The sequence below is a fragment of the Acinetobacter lactucae genome (assembly GCF_013122135.1).
Taxonomy (GTDB): Bacteria; Pseudomonadota; Gammaproteobacteria; order Pseudomonadales; family Moraxellaceae; genus Acinetobacter; species Acinetobacter lactucae.
This window is the reverse complement of the sequence record NZ_CP053391.1, coordinates 979,803-994,667: the sequence shown is the minus strand read 5'-3', so window position 1 is coordinate 994,667 and position 14,865 is coordinate 979,803. Positions and strand designations below refer to the sequence as shown.

The window sequence follows — 14,865 nt, the reverse complement described above, 5'->3', positions numbered from 1 at the left end:
ATTCATTATGCAAATCATTTAATTCGTTTTTTATAATAAAGGAAATTTATATTAAATAGACAAGTTTTGAAGATTCAACTTATCAGTTCAATTTTTAACTATAGAATTGACTCAACTAAAACTTAATAATAGGCTAATATTAAGTTCCATTTTAGAACTTAAAGAATTAAAGGACTCAAAAAATGAAAAATCCGATGGAAATGACTGGCCTTGAATTTTTACAAGCTATGATTGAAGGCCATATTCCACCTGCCAGTATTAGTAAAACAATACCTATGCAACCTACTGAAATTTCAGAAGGATCTGTTACTTTTAAAGCTCAAGCAGATCATAATCATCTAAATCCACTCGGTGGCGTACATGGTGGTTTTGCTGCCACCGTCCTAGATTCAGTGACTGGCTGCGCAGTACATACGATGTTACCTGCGGGTGTAGGTTACGGCACAATCGACCTTAACGTAAAAATGTGCCGCCCTATTCCCCAAAATCAGGCTTTAATTGCAACAGGCAAGGTTATTAATTTAAGTAAAAATTTAGGTATTTCTGAAGGAAAGATTATTGATGAGGAAGGTAAACTGTATGCCTATGCAACAGCAACCTGCATGATTATTCGTCCCTAAGGATTAAAGGCAGCCTTAAACCGCTGCCTTTTTTATTGAGTAATTTTCATTATTTGGACGTTCACAAGTTTGTGCAATCACATAGGGTGCCCAAATATTTTTAAGTTGAAGTTCTATAATTTCTTGATGCTCGGCAGACCATGCTAAAACTTTATTTTTACCGAACAGTAACTCCCCTTCCACTTGAAAAATATATAAAGATTTGGAGGAGTTTAATTGGTGCGAGCTTTTTAAAACTTTAAGTGAATTATGCACATTCCATTTAGAGCTAAACCAAAGCTGCAATAAATCGCCTAAATACAAATCCTGCTTTTTGAAAGGATAAGCATTAATCCATGCACCTTCTACAGGTGTGTAATAAGATTCTGATTGATTTAAGATATTCAGATAATTGTGTTGATAGAAATCAAAATTAGAAAAAATAGAAGCGATCGTAAGCGTTTTCATACTTATCTCCGATTTAGCCATTTTAGTGCTGGCAAGTTGGTTTAAATCCACACTGTTTGGATTTCTCCAAACGCTTGTTCTTTTTTGAATTTAGCAATTGATTTTTTAAAGCGCAAGTAATTTCTTAACCCATCACTCAACTGATCAAATAAAAAGCATATGACACAAAAATGAAGTAAAAATGACAATTTAGACTTGACCCTTCTCAAAATCTCCTTATAATCTCATGCAGATTCTCCCATAGCTCAGTCGGTAGAGCGACGGACTGTTAATCCGCAGGTCCCTGGTTCGAGCCCAGGTGGGAGAGCCAAATACTAAAAAGCCCGCAGCATTAAAGTGGGCTTTTTTTTGCTATAAATTTATCAATATTTATAAAAAATCCTCTATCAGCAGATAGAGGATTTTATTTTTTCTTAGAGTCTTCGTTAGATTTAACGCTCTAACCTAACTCGAAAGAATATATTTTCTTCTCAAATTATTATTCCACTTCAACCACTTTTAAAGGATTAAAAGATTGAGTGGTCGGCATCATTTCAATACGATTAATATTAATGTGTGGAGGTTGTGAAGCAATCCAAGCTACTGTATTTGCAATATCTTCAGGCAAGAGTGGATTCTTTTTATCATATAGACTGTTTACTTTATTCTCATCACCTTTAAAACGTACTAAAGAAAACTCTGTACCACCGCAAAGCCCTGGTTCAATGTTAGTTACGCGCACACCAGTACCAGCCAAATCTGCACGAAGATTTAGACTAAATTGCTCCACAAATGCTTTGGTTGCCCCATACACATTGCCCCCTGGGTACGGGTATGTACCTGCAATAGAGCCCATATTAATAATCAAACCTGATTTTTTCTTTACCATACTTGGCAAAATTAATCGGGTAATCGTAACAAGCCCCTTCACATTGGTATCAATCATCGTGTACCAATCATCTAATTCTGCTTTATCTGCGGATTCCAATCCTAATGCCAATCCAGCATTATTCACCAATAAATCAATTTGACTGATTTGAAATTCGGCTGGTAAATCAAGCAATACTTTATTTATATTTTCTGCCGTATCTGTCATATCAAATACTAAGGGATAGAATTTTTCACCGAGCTCTTGTTGTAATTCTTTTAACTTTTCTGCTCGTCTTCCACAACCAATAACGTTATAGCCTAACTCAATCAGTTTTTTTGAAATACTATAACCAAAGCCCGCTGAGGCACCTGTAACTAATGCTAACATTCTTATATCCTTAGAAATAATCAACTATTTTAGCTAAACCGATCTTGAACAGATTTATCTTTATATTTACATAATATTCGTTATTACTTTAAAAAATAAAAGATTTTTTTGAAAAATTAATTTTAAAGAATTATATAGTTATAATAAAAAAGTTTATCTAGAGAGATAAACTTTTTTATTTCAATCATCTAAGATTAGACTGGTACGCCACTATGAAAACGGAAAGTATCATCTGGTGTTAAAATCAAATTCTTTTCAACCTCACGAATATGATCAATTCGCTGCTGAATATCCTCTTTGGGATCTTTCATTTTTGCAGTTTTTGCCACATCAAGTGCAAGAGCCAGATAGTCTTCAAAATGACGAGACTCTGACTTAAGCAAGTATCGATAATAACGTCCTAACTCATCATCTACACGCGGTGCAAGTGCATAAAAACGCTCACATGAACGAGCCTCTACGAATGCACCAATCACCAGCACATCAATTAAAGCTTCAGGCTCATACGTACGGATCTCTTTACGCAACCCACCTGCATAACGTCCGGCACTTAAACCCGTCCACTCTTGACCACGCTTAGCCATAAGCTCAAGCACTTGTTCGTAGTGAAGCATTTCTTCTCGTACAAGTTGAGCAAGTTTTACTTGTAAGTCAGGAAAGAAGCTATAGCGGAACATTAAATTCATTGCTGTACTAGCAGCTTTCTTTTCACAATTAGCATGATCTTGCATCAAGATATCTAAATTATTGATTGCTTCATCCAACCATGCATTTGGTGTTTGACATCCTAAAAAGGCCACCACAGGTTGCATTAATTCATCGTAATTGATACTCGACATAACCAACTATCCTGCTGCCTGAATCGCTGTTTTCATATCTTTAACAGCTTGAACCAGACCTACAAAAACACTTTCAGCAATAATTGAATGACCAATGTTTAATTCATGAATTTGTGGAATAGCTGCAATTGGCGCAATATTTTTAAGGTTAAGGCCATGACCTGCATTTACAACCAAACCTTTTGAAGCTGCATATTCAACACCTTTGATAATGCGCTCTAACTCGGCTTGTTGATCTTGCTTTGTTTCCGCATCTGCATATGCACCCGTATGCAACTCAATCGTAGGTGCGCCACACGCAACTGCTGCATCAATTTGAGCCAAATCAGCATCAATAAATAATGATACGTCGCAACCAATAGCCGCTAAAGTTTGAGTTGCAGCTTTAACTTTTTCAAAGTTACCCACTACATCCAAACCACCTTCAGTTGTTACTTCTTGGCGTCTTTCTGGCACAAAACACACGTGCTGTGGCTGAATTTCTTTCGCAAACTCGACCATTTCATCAGTAACAGCCAACTCTAGGTTCATACGCGTTTTTAATAATGGACGCATGCGACGCACATCGTCATCTTGAATATGGCGACGGTCTTCACGCAAATGCAAAGTAATCCCCTCTGCACCAGCTTGTTCACAAATAAGAGCAGCTTCCACAGGGTCTGGATAAGTAGTACCGCGCGCCTGTCTCAAAGTAGCAACATGGTCTATGTTTACACCAAGCAATGCAGCCATAAATAAATCCTAATTACGATTGAGTTTGAGTATTTTGAATCCACAATTGTCGACTTTTTAGGGGACGATCTCCTAAAAGCGATGTAATCATTTGGCGGTATAGTTTACCTAATAATTGCAATTGTTCGTGAGAAAAATCCTGACCTTGCTCATAATCCAACATAGATAAAATTGCTTTACCTGACAATGAAGAACGACTTGCCTGAACAACGGGCGCAAAACCTTCAGTCACCTGAAATTGATAAAACTGATGAGCTTGTATTGGCTGTTGTTGAGTATCGATTGAGAAATCAATCGCGTAACCAAGCTCAGGAAGTAAAACATGTTCGAACTGGCGTAAAATTTGTCTCAGAAAAAGATCAGGATTTTCGTGAGAAGACAATTGCTGTAATTGAAGCAGTGTTAACTGATATTGTTCAAAAGATTGCGGCATTGCCTCTTCTAAGGGGCAAAGTCTAAGAACAATTTCATTTAAATAAAATCCGGCAAAAAAAGCATCACCAAAAAAGAAAACAGGCTGATTTAATATTTCCAGCTTAGCAAAATTTTTGAGTTCACTTTTACCCGTGGCTTGTAGCCGAATAGGCTGATATTGAGGGGGAGGAGTCTGCCTTAAGATGCCATCGACTCGCCCATATTCCTGAGTAAAAAGATGCACAATATGACTTTTTTCACGGTATTTACGGTGATGAATCATATATCCATGGAGGACTTCATTGCGCATCATAAAAAGAATCTATTCCTCAGATTCTTTTTCTTTTTTATCATCCTCATCATCACCGTCAGGAATAACAGCACCTACAACAGCTGCTGTACCTTTAACTACACCTTTAGTAGTTTTATAGGCGATACCTACTGGTACGGTTACAAGTTTATATACACAACCTTGTAACATCAATGTACATCCAACTATAGCGATTAATGATGTAATTGTTTTCATACCAGCATCCTTATCCTTTAGATATCACTGTATCCTAAGCTTTTTAGAGCACGCTCATCATCAGACCAGCCACCCTTCACTTTTACCCAAAGTGTGAGCATAATTTTTTGCTCAAACATTTTTTCCATGTCTTTTCGAGCATCCATACCAATCGTTTTAAGCTTGGTTCCTTTCTCACCAATTACAATGGCTTTTTGACCAGCACGGTCCACAAAAATCGTTGCATCGATATAGGTACAGGCTGGTTTTAAACGACCAGTTTTTTCATTAACAGTCGCTTCTTCCGTTTTGAAAGATTCAATTTGTACTGTTAAATCATAAGGAAGCTCTTCACCCAACTGACGCATGATTTTTTCGCGAATAATTTCACTCGCCAAGAAACGCTCAGAGCGGTCAGTAATCTGATCAAATGAATACAAAGGTGGCTGATAAGGAAGATACTTCTCAATCGTTTCACTCAAATGTTCCAAGTTTGCACCACGTAATGCAGAAACAGGAACAATCTCAGCAAAATTCATAAGTTTGGCACGTTCTTGAATGAGAGGAAGAATCTCTCTTTTATCTTCAAAAGTGTCCGCCTTATTAATGACCAAAATAACCGGCATTTCAGCATTCTTGAGTTTCTCAAGTACTAAATCGTCATTTTGAGTCCACTTATAAGCATCAATAACAAATAAAACTAAATTAACGTCACGTAATGCAGAGTGTGCAGCACGGTTCATCATTTTATTAATAGCACGCACTTCTTTTTTATGCATACCTGGGGTATCTACATATACCGCCTGCATTTTTTCACGTGAATCAATACCAATAATTTTATGACGTGTTGTTTGAGGTTTACGCGAAGTAATAGAAAGTTTTTGACCCAATAAATGGTTCATGAGGGTAGATTTACCCACATTTGGACGTCCCACAATCGCCACAAATCCGCTCTTAAAATCCGAAGGGATTGTTACGCCTTTGGAACTAAAAAATTGATCAATCAGATTATTAGGATCTTGGTTTTCATTTGAATCTGGATTGATTTGATCAGAATGCATCGACATGCAGGTTATTGCTCCAATAACTTTAAAATTTCCGCCGCTGCTGCCTGCTCGGCAAAACGACGACTTGAACCCTCACCATAAATCTTCGGTAAACCATCTACCACACATTCAACTTTAAAGTGCTGATGAGGTGCATCACCCTGAATATCTACAACCTCGTAAACAGGGAGAGGTTTTTTACGTGCTTGTAGATACTCTTGTAAACGTGATTTCGGATCTTTGAGTTGATCCGTAGGTTCTATATGGTCTAAATAGGGTATGTACCATTTTAGCACAATATCTTTAAGTAAGTTGAGATCACCACTATCAAGATAAATTGCACCAATAATCGCTTCTACCGTATCTGCTAATATTGACTCACGATGATGACCACCAGATTTCAACTCACCTGTGCTTAATATTAAACACCGACTAAGTTGCAAATCGGTTGCAATCTTACCTAACGCTTCCTGACGAACTAAAGTCGCACGCATACGTGTGAGACGACCTTCATTTTCATTTGGATAGGCATGATATAGATAATTAGCGATTATCATGCCTAATAATGAATCGCCCAGAAACTCTAAGCGCTCGTAATTGTATTTGTGACTCACCGAACGATGAGTCAAAGCTAACTGTAACAATTCAAGCTGCTTAAATTGATATCCGATTCGACTCAGTAAGCGAGGATCACTTAGTTTGAACTGATGTTTTATCAAAACTCTTCTCAAATGTTAAAACTAAATCAATATTAAATAAGAAAGGTTTTCTTACTTCATATTTCTTTTTGACCGTTAGACCTGACTGATTAAACACTTGAGCGATCTCTTTAAAGTGAAGATCACGAATATTGTTCATTTCGAGTCGCTGATCCATTTGTGTTACAAACTTTTGTGGTGTGATCTCAGAAGAGCTTTCTTGTAAAAGCTCTTCTATCTGATTATTAATCAGCCGATCATCCCAATATGCTGGCCAGACTGCAAGTACAGCTTTTACTGCAACTGCAAATATAACCACCCCAAATAAAATTGCTAAATACGAAGTACCCTGTTGTGCCTTACGCATTTCTTTTTTTCCTAATGGTTGTTTTTAATCTATTTTTCCATTTCGGCTAAAGTTAGGAAGATGTAAGCCCGGTTCTTTATGCATCCACACATAGAATGCTCGTCCTGTTAAGTTTTCTTCAGGCACAAAACCCCAGAAACGACTGTCTGCACTTTGATCGCGGTTATCCCCCATTGCAAAGTAATGTCCTTTTGGTACAGTCACTTCCCAATATAAACCGTCTTGGTTTGCATATTTACCATTTTCAACATAATTGATAAACGGTGCTTGGCGCGCCACATTTACGCCTTCAAGCTCGCGCATCGTAAAGGTATGCTCACCAATCGTCTCTTTATGATAAATAGACGTTGGCGTATCCATCACATCTTTTTCACGACTGAACTGTGTTAATACTTTCGGTACTTTTTGCCCATTAATAATCAATTGCCCATGGTCATAAACAATATGTTCACCAGGTAAACCGATTACACGTTTAATATAACTAATAGTCGGTTGAGGTGGATAACGGAATACAATTACATCACCACGCTTTGGTTCACCAACATCAATAATTTTCTTATTAACGATAGGTAAACGTACACCATAATCAAATTTATTCACCAGAATAAAATCACCAGTTTCTAAAGTTGGCACCATAGAGTCCGATGGAATATTAAATGGTTCATAAAGAAATGAACGGAGCACAAGTACTACAGCTAAAACTGGCCAAAAGTCATAGGCCCATGTAATGACAAAATTTTCGTTCCCGCGCCCTTTATTTGCACGCTGTTTTAATACAAGTTTATCTAACAACCACACTGCAAATAGAATCAGCGTAACTGGAACAAGAATTAAATTAAAATCAAAATCCACATGACCTCACTCGCAGCCTCGCTGCTTGTATTACAGTGGGGAAAGGAAATTAATCACTTCCCCACCCTTATTTCTTATCTTTCTACTTTCAATACAGCCAAGAACGCTTCTTGTGGAATTTCAACACTTCCCACTTGTTTCATACGTTTCTTACCTTCTTTTTGTTTAGAAAGTAGTTTTTTCTTACGCGAAACGTCACCACCATAACATTTTGCCAATACGTTTTTACGCATCGCTTTTACGGTAGAACGGGCAATAATTTGCGCACCAATTGCAGCCTGAATGGCAACATCGAACATTTGGCGAGGAATTAAGTCTTTCATTTTCTCAACCAATGCAATACCACGATGGCGTGCATCATTTCGGTGGCAAATCATAGCCAAGGCATCAACCTTTTCGCTATTAATTAACACATCAACCTTAACTAAAGCTGAACTTTCAAAACGTACAAAGTTATAGTCTAACGATGCAAAACCACGAGAGCATGACTTTAATCTGTCAAAGAAATCCATAACGACTTCAGCCATCGGGATTTCAAAAGTAATAGAAACTTGGTTACCCAGGAATTTCATATCTTTTTGTACACCACGACGTTCGATACATAGCGTCATTACGTTCCCTAAATATTCTTGAGGAACAAGGATATGACATTCAGCAATTGGTTCACGCAAATCTTCTACAGTCGATCCATCCGGCATTTTTGATGGGCTATCGATGTAAATCGTTTCGCCTTTCTTGGTTAATGCTTCATAAATTACGGTAGGCGCAGAACTAATCAGATCAAGATCGTACTCACGCTCTAAACGCTCTTGTACAATTTCCATGTGCAGCATACCTAAGAAGCCACAGCGGAAACCAAAGCCTAAAGCATCTGAACTTTCTGGCTCAAAGAATAAAGCCGAGTCATTGATCTGTAATTTTTGTAATGCTTCACGGAATGGTTCAAAGTCACTCGCATCAATCGGGAAAAGACCAGCATATACTTGCGGTTTAACTTTTTTGAAACCCGGTAAAGTTGCAACATCTGGTGTAGTAGCAAGTGTAATGGTGTCACCTACTGGCGCACCAAAAATATCTTTAATACCCGCAATAACAAAACCTACTTCACCAGCTTCAAGAATATCTGTTTCAGTATGCTTAGGGTTAAATACACCTACAGAAGTGACCGGATGAGTTTGTCCTGTCGATTTAACCAACATTTTGTCGCCCTTGCGGATACGACCTTGTTTAATACGAACAAGAGAAACTACGCCTAAGTAGTTATCAAACCATGAGTCGATAATTAATGCTTGTAAAGGTGCTTCACGATCACCTTCTGGTGCCGGAATAACATCGACCAAACGCTCGAGTACACCGTCAACACCTAAGCCAGTCTTTGCTGAACAAGTTGGTGCATCTGTCGCTTCAATCCCGATAATTTCTTCAATTTCATGAATTACACGTTCAGGTTCAGCCTGTGGTAAATCAATTTTATTTAGAATAGGAAGAACTTCGAGACCTTGCTCAATTGCTGTATAACAGTTTGCAACTGATTGTGCTTCAACGCCTTGTGCAGCATCTACAACCAATAGTGCACCTTCACATGCAGCTAATGAACGAGAAACTTCATATGAGAAGTCAACGTGCCCAGGCGTATCAATAAAGTTCAGTTGATATTCCTGACCATTTGGATGGGTGTAATACAGCGTGACGGAAGCGGCTTTAATGGTAATCCCACGTTCACGCTCAAGCTCCATTGAGTCTAAGACTTGGGCTTGCATTTCACGATCTTGTAGACCGCCACACATCTGAATAAAACGGTCAGCCAATGTAGACTTACCATGGTCAATGTGGGCAATAATCGAGAAATTTCGTATATTTTTGATATCGACGGATTTTTTAGCTTGCGCCATGGGTTACCTTGAGAAAATATAGAGTGCTATGTAGCTTGTTTTAATACACAGCCAAAGCGGTTAAATAAATTGCGTGAGATTATAACAGATGCATATTTTAAAGTATCCAAAATAATCATGAGCTTTGTACTTATGTTTTAAAAAAGGACAGTCAAAGTAAGCGTATTGCTTCAAATTATCGAGCATACGAAACGGTAAAATCATAAGGGTTTATGCTTGAGTCAAGCGGCTTGTATGCATGGGTAAAAGTTGGCGACATTCGTTTTGGACGCCCTGTAGCAATTTCAATACATGCCCATTTGGTATTTCCAACAAATAATACGGCCTGATCTGATGGACGGAAAAACACATACTGGCGGAAAGAATAAAGCGCATTAATATCATCTAACCATGTACGTAACACAATTTGTTCGCCTTCAAACGCAGCTTTACGATATTGCACATGATGCTCAACCGCGACCATTGCATGTTTTAACTCAAGATACTTAGTTACCCCTACTCCCAAAGTTTCAACATGAGCAGCAGCTACATCCTGCATCCATTGAACATACATCACATTATTTACATGTCCCAACGCATCAATATGATGTGGCTGCACCTGAATATGTAAATCAAAAATACTACTCACAAATGAACACTCTTATTTATTAACTTTAAAACTGAAATTAAGTGTAGGTAGATATCACTAAACGCTCAAGTTAAATAACAAAAACCACCCATTTTAGGGTGGTTTATTAATTTGGTTGAGGGTTATTGAATACGTAAACCAAGCATCGCTCGCTGTCCCTGACGAATAATAGCAACGCGTGCTACGGTATTTTTCGGCAAGTTAGAAACAACTTTTGCAAAATCCTGACTATTTAAAATTTGGCTATTATTGACTTGCGTAATTACATCGCCCGGAATGATATTTGACAAAGATGCCAAACCACCACGGCGAACATCTTGTACAAAAATACCACCTTTCACGTTCAACGCATTTTTTTCCGGTTCAACTAGATCACGAATACTCATGCCTAAAACTGGCCCTTTAGATGCAGCACCTTGTGCACCAGTAGCAGGTGTTTCATCTGGAGCAGTCGTTAAGGTTGCTGAAATATTACGTGTTTTATCATCACGTAACACTTCAAACTGAACGGTTTGATTTGGCTGTACTTTGTTTAATGCATAGAGTAAATCACTTGTACGAAGTACAGGCGCACCATTTAATTTTAAAATCACATCTCCAGCTCTTAGCCCTGCTTTTTGTGCAGGTGAGTTCGGAGAAATTTGAGTAATTAAAGCACCTTCGGGTTTTGGTAATTTGTAGGCATCAGCAAGGTTTCGATCAATATCTTGCATCATCACTCCTAGATAAGAGCGTGTGACTTTACCTTTTGTTTTGAGCTGGTCGGCAACATCCATTGCTACATCAATCGGAATAGAGAAAGACAAGCCCATATAGCCGCCAGTACCACTAAATATTCGAGAGTTTACCCCGACCACTTCACCATTTTGATTAAATAATGGACCACCAGAGTTACCTGGGTTTAAAGCTACATCAGTTTGAATAAACGGCACCGAAGTTTCACCGCTCATGTTGCGTGATTTTGCACTAACAATGCCTGCCGAAGCTGAGTAGTCAAAGCCAAACGGCGAACCAATAGCTAAAACAGGTTCTCCGACACGTAAACGATCAACATTTCCTACTCGTAAAGCTGGATAGTTAGTTCCATTTACTTTTAACAAAGCAACGTCTGTACGCTCATCACTACCCACTACGGTTGCATCAATTTCACGGCGGTCATTTAGAGTGATGCTGATACGAGAGGCATTTTCAATCACATGGTGGTTTGTGAGTAAGTAACCATCTTTACTAATGAAGAATGCACTTCCGTAAGCTGTTTTTTCTTGTGGACCTTGTTGCTGTGGAATGATGACCTGATTGCCAAAGAAACGTTTTAAAATTTCAGGAACTTGCTGCTGCAACAGTTCATCCTGAGTCATTTTTTTTACGACATTTACACTCACGACTGCTGGACTAACTTGTTCAACAAGATTTGAAAAATCAACAGCAGCATTTGCTTGAACAGCAGCAACTGTAAATACCGCTGCATACATTCCTTGTTGTAAATAGCGAGATTTCATTCGGTGCTCACCCACAATTGGTCTACGAGAATAAGGATAAAACTGTTGTATCACAACGCTTTGAGGTTGTGCGTAACAATATGTTTATTTGTAATACGTCATCACAAGGATTATTTTACGCATTGCAACTTTTTAAGCCAATTGCAATTTTTCTCTGAGTTAGAGCGCTTAAGCTCTTGCCTTTTTAGGTAAAAAGGGGTGTCATTAGCGGACGTTTTAAATTGATGCGAATGGACATGCCTAATTTACAGACAATTCACCACTTTGACGTGATTATTGTGGGCAGCGGCGGCGCTGGTTTAAGTCTGGCTTTATCGTTACCAAATCATTTTAATATTGCAGTTTTAGCCAAAGCTGCTCTAACCGAAGCAAGTACCTTTTATGCTCAAGGTGGCGTTGCTGCTGTTCTTGATGAGACTGACTCTATTCAACAGCACATTAATGACACTATGATTGCAGGCGCTCATTTATGTGAAATGGACGCGGTACAACATACCGTAGAAGGCGGCCGCCCTTCTGTTGATTTTCTTTTAAAACAAGGTGTGCAATTTACCCTCGATGAGGATGAGCAACTTCACTTAACTCGCGAAGGTGGCCACTCACAGCGCCGCATTATCCATTCTGCTGATGCAACAGGCAAAGCCATTTCAACTACTTTGGTTGAGCGTGCCAAAGAACGTAAAAATATTACTATTTTTGAAAACTATATTGCGATTGATTTAATCACTTCGCATAAATTAGGTCATATTGACCAAGCGAATCGTGCTATTGGTTTGTATGCATTAGATGAAAATACTGAAAAGGTTCATACCTTCCTTGCACCATTCACCGCGCTAGCTTGCGGCGGTGCGATGAAAGCCTACCTATATACATCTAATCCAGATATTGCTACAGGTGATGGTATTGCAATGGCTTTCCGTGCAGGTTGCCGTGTAGCCAATATGGAATTTAATCAGTTTCATCCAACGTGTCTCTATCACCCTCAAGCACGCTCGTTCTTAATTACCGAAGCTATGCGTGGTGAAGGTGCTTATTTGCGTCTACCTGATGGCGAACGTTTTATGTTGCGTTTTGATGATCGTGCAGAACTGGCTCCTCGCGATATTGTGGCACGTACAATTGACCACGAAATCAAACGTCTCGGTATTCGTCATGTCTGGTTAGACATTACCCATAAATCACCTGAGTTTATTAAAGAGCACTTCCCTACACTCTATGCAAGATTACTTGAGTTAGGTATCGACATTACCAAAGACATGATTCCTGTGGTTCCGGCAGCTCACTATACATGTGGTGGTGTTGTGGTTGACTCAAATAGCCAGACGGATATTGAAGGTCTATATGCCATTGGTGAAACGTCATATACGGGCTTACATGGTGCAAACCGTATGGCAAGTAACTCATTACTTGAGTGCTTCGTTTACGGTATGAGTGCAGCAAAAGATATCGAAAATAAATTTGATGAAAACTTCAAATTACCTGAAGTACCAACTTGGGATGACTCACAAGTAACTAATCCAGATGAAGATGTTGTGATTTTACAAAACTGGGATGAGTTACGTTCGACCATGTGGAACTACGTTGGTATTGTAAGGACTACTAAACGTTTAGAACGTGCTTTACACCGTATTGAAATGTTAAAGCGCGAAATTACTGAATATTATCAAGATTACCGTGTCAGTAAAAACTTGATCGAGCTGCGTAACCTTGTTTTAGTATCTGAAATGATTGTGCGCTGTGCTATGCAACGTAAAGAATCACGTGGTCTACATTACACTCTCGATTATCCGGAAACTTCGAGTGAGATTCGTAAAACGGTTTTAACTCCTCCAAATTTTGCGGTAGAACAGCCCTTAGTTAATACTGATAGTTAAGCTATTCTTCTACTCTACAAAAAAGCACAGCTCTGGCTGTGCTTTTTATTTGCTTTGATATTTATGGTCTAGGTGGGATTGAATAAGTCGCGGTCACATGCGCAACGGGTTCATCCAAACCGACTGAATAAATCCAGACTTCCCCAACAATCAAGCTCTTTCCGACCTTCATGAGTTTACATTCACTACGTAAGTCTTGATCACCCGCGGGTTTTCTTAAAAAATTAATATTAAAGTTGGTTGTCACAGCCAAACCAACAATACCGATCTCACCTAATATCGCAATATATAAAGCAAAATCTGCCAAAGTCATCATGGTTGGGCCAGATATGGTGCCACCGGGACGTTGATGTCTTTGATCAACATGATAATAAACAACTGCTGCTTTGGGTGTGACTGATTCAATCGTGCAATGTTCAAGACTGGGTGGAAATTCCTTTTCAAGAAATGCCACGATTTCTTCTTTTGAACTTTTCATCCTTGTTATTCTTCAATCTATAAAATCATATGTAAGATAGCATAAGAAAATAACAGATCTTTTCTATGACGTTTTAAATCAGAATTAACGTCATTTTTAACCACTCCCATTTTTATAAGAGTGGCTCATTCAATTGCTTATCCTAAATATTGCAATGCCTGTTCGAACACCTGATCAGGACTTTGAGTTGCATCTATTCGCTTAATACGTTCTGGTTCAGCTTTCCATAAGGTTTCATAACCTTCACGAACCTTAGTAAAGAAGCTTAACTTTTCTTGCTCAAAACGGTCTAAAGCTCCGCGTTCACGCGCACGGTTCATACCCAGTTCAATTGGCGCATCTAACCAGAAAGTCACCTTAGGCATGCGTGAAACAAAATTCTGATTTAAAAGCTGCAATTTATCTTGGCTTAAACCGCGACCAGAACATTGATAAGCAAAACTTGCATCAGTAAAACGGTCACTTAATACAATTTTATTAGATTCTAGAGCTGGCAAAATAACCTGTTGTAAATGTTGAGCACGTGCCGCATAAATGAGTAGTAACTCAGTATCATGACTCATATTTTCATCATGATTCACAGCCAAAAGCATTGAACGAATTTGTTCAGCTAGCGGCGTCCCACCCGGCTCTCGAGTTAAAACAACTTGTTTGCCTTGCTCTTCAAAATGCTGATGAATTTTTCGAATGAGTGTAGTTTTACCTACCCCTTCCGTGCCTTCAAAGCTAATAAACAT

18 protein-coding genes and 1 tRNA gene are annotated in these 14,865 nt (G+C 38.7%); 3 read left to right on the top strand and 16 right to left on the bottom strand.

Going from position 1 to position 14,865, the window contains the following annotated elements; genetic code table 11:
* Positions 1-182 precede the first annotated feature (182 nt).
* On the top strand, positions 183-620 hold the full coding sequence (locus tag HLV59_RS04680) for a PaaI family thioesterase (protein WP_002119022.1): 438 nt from the start codon (positions 183-185) through the stop codon (positions 618-620).
* A gap of 15 nt (positions 621-635) precedes the next feature.
* Here HLV59_RS04680 and HLV59_RS04675 read toward each other — a convergent pair whose 3' ends face one another.
* Positions 636-1,067 carry a hypothetical protein gene (locus HLV59_RS04675; RefSeq protein WP_171430577.1) on the bottom strand — a complete coding sequence of 144 codons (432 nt, stop codon included), beginning with the start codon at positions 1,065-1,067 and terminating at the stop codon, positions 636-638.
* A gap of 41 nt (positions 1,068-1,108) precedes the next feature.
* Positions 1,109-1,255 carry a hypothetical protein gene (locus tag HLV59_RS04670; protein ID WP_171429425.1) on the bottom strand — a complete coding sequence of 49 codons (147 nt, stop codon included), beginning with the start codon at positions 1,253-1,255 and terminating at the stop codon, positions 1,109-1,111.
* Positions 1,256-1,301: 46 nt separating this feature from the next.
* Here HLV59_RS04670 and HLV59_RS04665 point away from each other — a divergent pair.
* Positions 1,302-1,377 (top strand) — tRNA-Asn (locus tag HLV59_RS04665).
* A gap of 168 nt (positions 1,378-1,545) precedes the next feature.
* Here the strand turns inward: HLV59_RS04665 and HLV59_RS04660 are convergent.
* The 12 genes from HLV59_RS04660 to HLV59_RS04605 all read right to left on the bottom strand — a co-directional run bounded on the left by HLV59_RS04660 (position 1,546) and on the right by HLV59_RS04605 (position 11,776).
* A complete protein-coding gene (locus HLV59_RS04660; RefSeq protein ID WP_016146112.1) occupies positions 1,546-2,304 on the bottom strand; it encodes an SDR family oxidoreductase in 759 nt (252 codons plus the stop codon).
* A gap of 194 nt (positions 2,305-2,498) precedes the next feature.
* A complete protein-coding gene (gene miaE, locus HLV59_RS04655) occupies positions 2,499-3,143 on the bottom strand; it encodes a tRNA-(ms[2]io[6]A)-hydroxylase (protein WP_031949047.1) in 645 nt (214 codons plus the stop codon).
* 6 nt (positions 3,144-3,149) lie between these two features.
* On the bottom strand, positions 3,150-3,875 hold the full coding sequence (pdxJ, locus tag HLV59_RS04650; RefSeq protein ID WP_171429424.1) for a pyridoxine 5'-phosphate synthase: 726 nt from the start codon (positions 3,873-3,875) through the stop codon (positions 3,150-3,152).
* A gap of 13 nt (positions 3,876-3,888) precedes the next feature.
* A complete protein-coding gene (recO, locus tag HLV59_RS04645; protein WP_171429423.1) occupies positions 3,889-4,602 on the bottom strand; it encodes a DNA repair protein RecO in 714 nt (237 codons plus the stop codon).
* 9 nt (positions 4,603-4,611) lie between these two features.
* On the bottom strand, positions 4,612-4,815 hold the full coding sequence (locus HLV59_RS04640) for an NF038104 family lipoprotein (protein ID WP_005067833.1): 204 nt from the start codon (positions 4,813-4,815) through the stop codon (positions 4,612-4,614).
* Positions 4,816-4,832: 17 nt separating this feature from the next.
* Positions 4,833-5,855 (bottom strand): GTPase Era, encoded by a 1,023-nt coding sequence (era, locus tag HLV59_RS04635; RefSeq protein ID WP_014207367.1) that lies wholly within the window; start codon positions 5,853-5,855, stop codon positions 4,833-4,835.
* Between the two features lie 11 nt (positions 5,856-5,866).
* Positions 5,867-6,559, bottom strand: coding sequence for a ribonuclease III (gene rnc / locus HLV59_RS04630; RefSeq protein ID WP_005067830.1), 693 nt, complete (start codon positions 6,557-6,559; stop codon positions 5,867-5,869).
* Positions 6,531-6,905 (bottom strand): DUF4845 domain-containing protein, encoded by a 375-nt coding sequence (locus HLV59_RS04625; RefSeq protein WP_032055219.1) that lies wholly within the window; start codon positions 6,903-6,905, stop codon positions 6,531-6,533. The genes rnc and HLV59_RS04625 overlap by 29 nt, the downstream gene beginning before the upstream one ends.
* A gap of 24 nt (positions 6,906-6,929) precedes the next feature.
* Positions 6,930-7,757 carry a signal peptidase I gene (gene lepB / locus HLV59_RS04620; RefSeq protein ID WP_171429422.1) on the bottom strand — a complete coding sequence of 276 codons (828 nt, stop codon included), beginning with the start codon at positions 7,755-7,757 and terminating at the stop codon, positions 6,930-6,932.
* Between the two features lie 74 nt (positions 7,758-7,831).
* Positions 7,832-9,649 (bottom strand): translation elongation factor 4, encoded by a 1,818-nt coding sequence (lepA, locus tag HLV59_RS04615; RefSeq protein WP_171429421.1) that lies wholly within the window; start codon positions 9,647-9,649, stop codon positions 7,832-7,834.
* A 175-nt stretch (positions 9,650-9,824) separates the two neighbouring features.
* Positions 9,825-10,277, bottom strand: coding sequence for an acyl-CoA thioesterase (locus HLV59_RS04610; RefSeq protein ID WP_002118612.1), 453 nt, complete (start codon positions 10,275-10,277; stop codon positions 9,825-9,827).
* Positions 10,278-10,399: 122 nt separating this feature from the next.
* Positions 10,400-11,776, bottom strand: coding sequence for a Do family serine endopeptidase (locus tag HLV59_RS04605; protein ID WP_057106501.1), 1,377 nt, complete (start codon positions 11,774-11,776; stop codon positions 10,400-10,402).
* 230 nt (positions 11,777-12,006) lie between these two features.
* Here HLV59_RS04605 and nadB point away from each other — a divergent pair, with 230 nt between their 5' ends.
* On the top strand, positions 12,007-13,650 hold the full coding sequence (nadB, locus tag HLV59_RS04600) for an L-aspartate oxidase (RefSeq protein WP_171429420.1): 1,644 nt from the start codon (positions 12,007-12,009) through the stop codon (positions 13,648-13,650).
* 61 nt (positions 13,651-13,711) lie between these two features.
* Here the strand turns inward: nadB and HLV59_RS04595 are convergent, their stop codons facing one another.
* Together HLV59_RS04595 and tmk are read right to left on the bottom strand one after the other, a co-directional pair.
* Positions 13,712-14,128 (bottom strand): PaaI family thioesterase, encoded by a 417-nt coding sequence (locus tag HLV59_RS04595; RefSeq protein WP_171429419.1) that lies wholly within the window; start codon positions 14,126-14,128, stop codon positions 13,712-13,714.
* 137 nt (positions 14,129-14,265) lie between these two features.
* On the bottom strand, positions 14,266-14,865 hold the full coding sequence (tmk, locus tag HLV59_RS04590; RefSeq protein WP_133747129.1) for a dTMP kinase: 600 nt from the start codon (positions 14,863-14,865) through the stop codon (positions 14,266-14,268).

Excerpts from the sequence above, each read along its gene's own strand:
- HLV59_RS04680 (WP_002119022.1), top strand. The coding sequence starts at position 183 with ATGAAAAATCCGATGGAAATGACTGGCCTTGAATTTTTACAAGCTATG.
- HLV59_RS04675 (WP_171430577.1), bottom strand. The coding sequence starts at position 1,067 with ATGAAAACGCTTACGATCGCTTCTATTTTTTCTAATTTTGATTTCTAT.
- HLV59_RS04660 (WP_016146112.1), bottom strand. The coding sequence starts at position 2,304 with ATGTTAGCATTAGTTACAGGTGCCTCAGCGGGCTTTGGTTATAGTATT.
- miaE (WP_031949047.1), bottom strand. The coding sequence starts at position 3,143 with ATGTCGAGTATCAATTACGATGAATTAATGCAACCTGTGGTGGCCTTT.
- pdxJ (WP_171429424.1), bottom strand. The coding sequence starts at position 3,875 with ATGGCTGCATTGCTTGGTGTAAACATAGACCATGTTGCTACTTTGAGA.
- recO (WP_171429423.1), bottom strand. The coding sequence starts at position 4,602 with ATGATGCGCAATGAAGTCCTCCATGGATATATGATTCATCACCGTAAA.
- HLV59_RS04640 (WP_005067833.1), bottom strand. The coding sequence starts at position 4,815 with ATGAAAACAATTACATCATTAATCGCTATAGTTGGATGTACATTGATG.
- era (WP_014207367.1), bottom strand. The coding sequence starts at position 5,855 with ATGCATTCTGATCAAATCAATCCAGATTCAAATGAAAACCAAGATCCT.
- HLV59_RS04625 (WP_032055219.1), bottom strand. The coding sequence starts at position 6,905 with ATGCGTAAGGCACAACAGGGTACTTCGTATTTAGCAATTTTATTTGGG.
- lepA (WP_171429421.1), bottom strand. The coding sequence starts at position 9,649 with ATGGCGCAAGCTAAAAAATCCGTCGATATCAAAAATATACGAAATTTC.
- HLV59_RS04605 (WP_057106501.1), bottom strand. The coding sequence starts at position 11,776 with ATGAAATCTCGCTATTTACAACAAGGAATGTATGCAGCGGTATTTACA.
- nadB (WP_171429420.1), top strand. The coding sequence starts at position 12,007 with ATGGACATGCCTAATTTACAGACAATTCACCACTTTGACGTGATTATT.
- HLV59_RS04595 (WP_171429419.1), bottom strand. The coding sequence starts at position 14,128 with ATGAAAAGTTCAAAAGAAGAAATCGTGGCATTTCTTGAAAAGGAATTT.
- tmk (WP_133747129.1), bottom strand. The coding sequence starts at position 14,865 with ATGTTTATTAGCTTTGAAGGCACGGAAGGGGTAGGTAAAACTACACTC.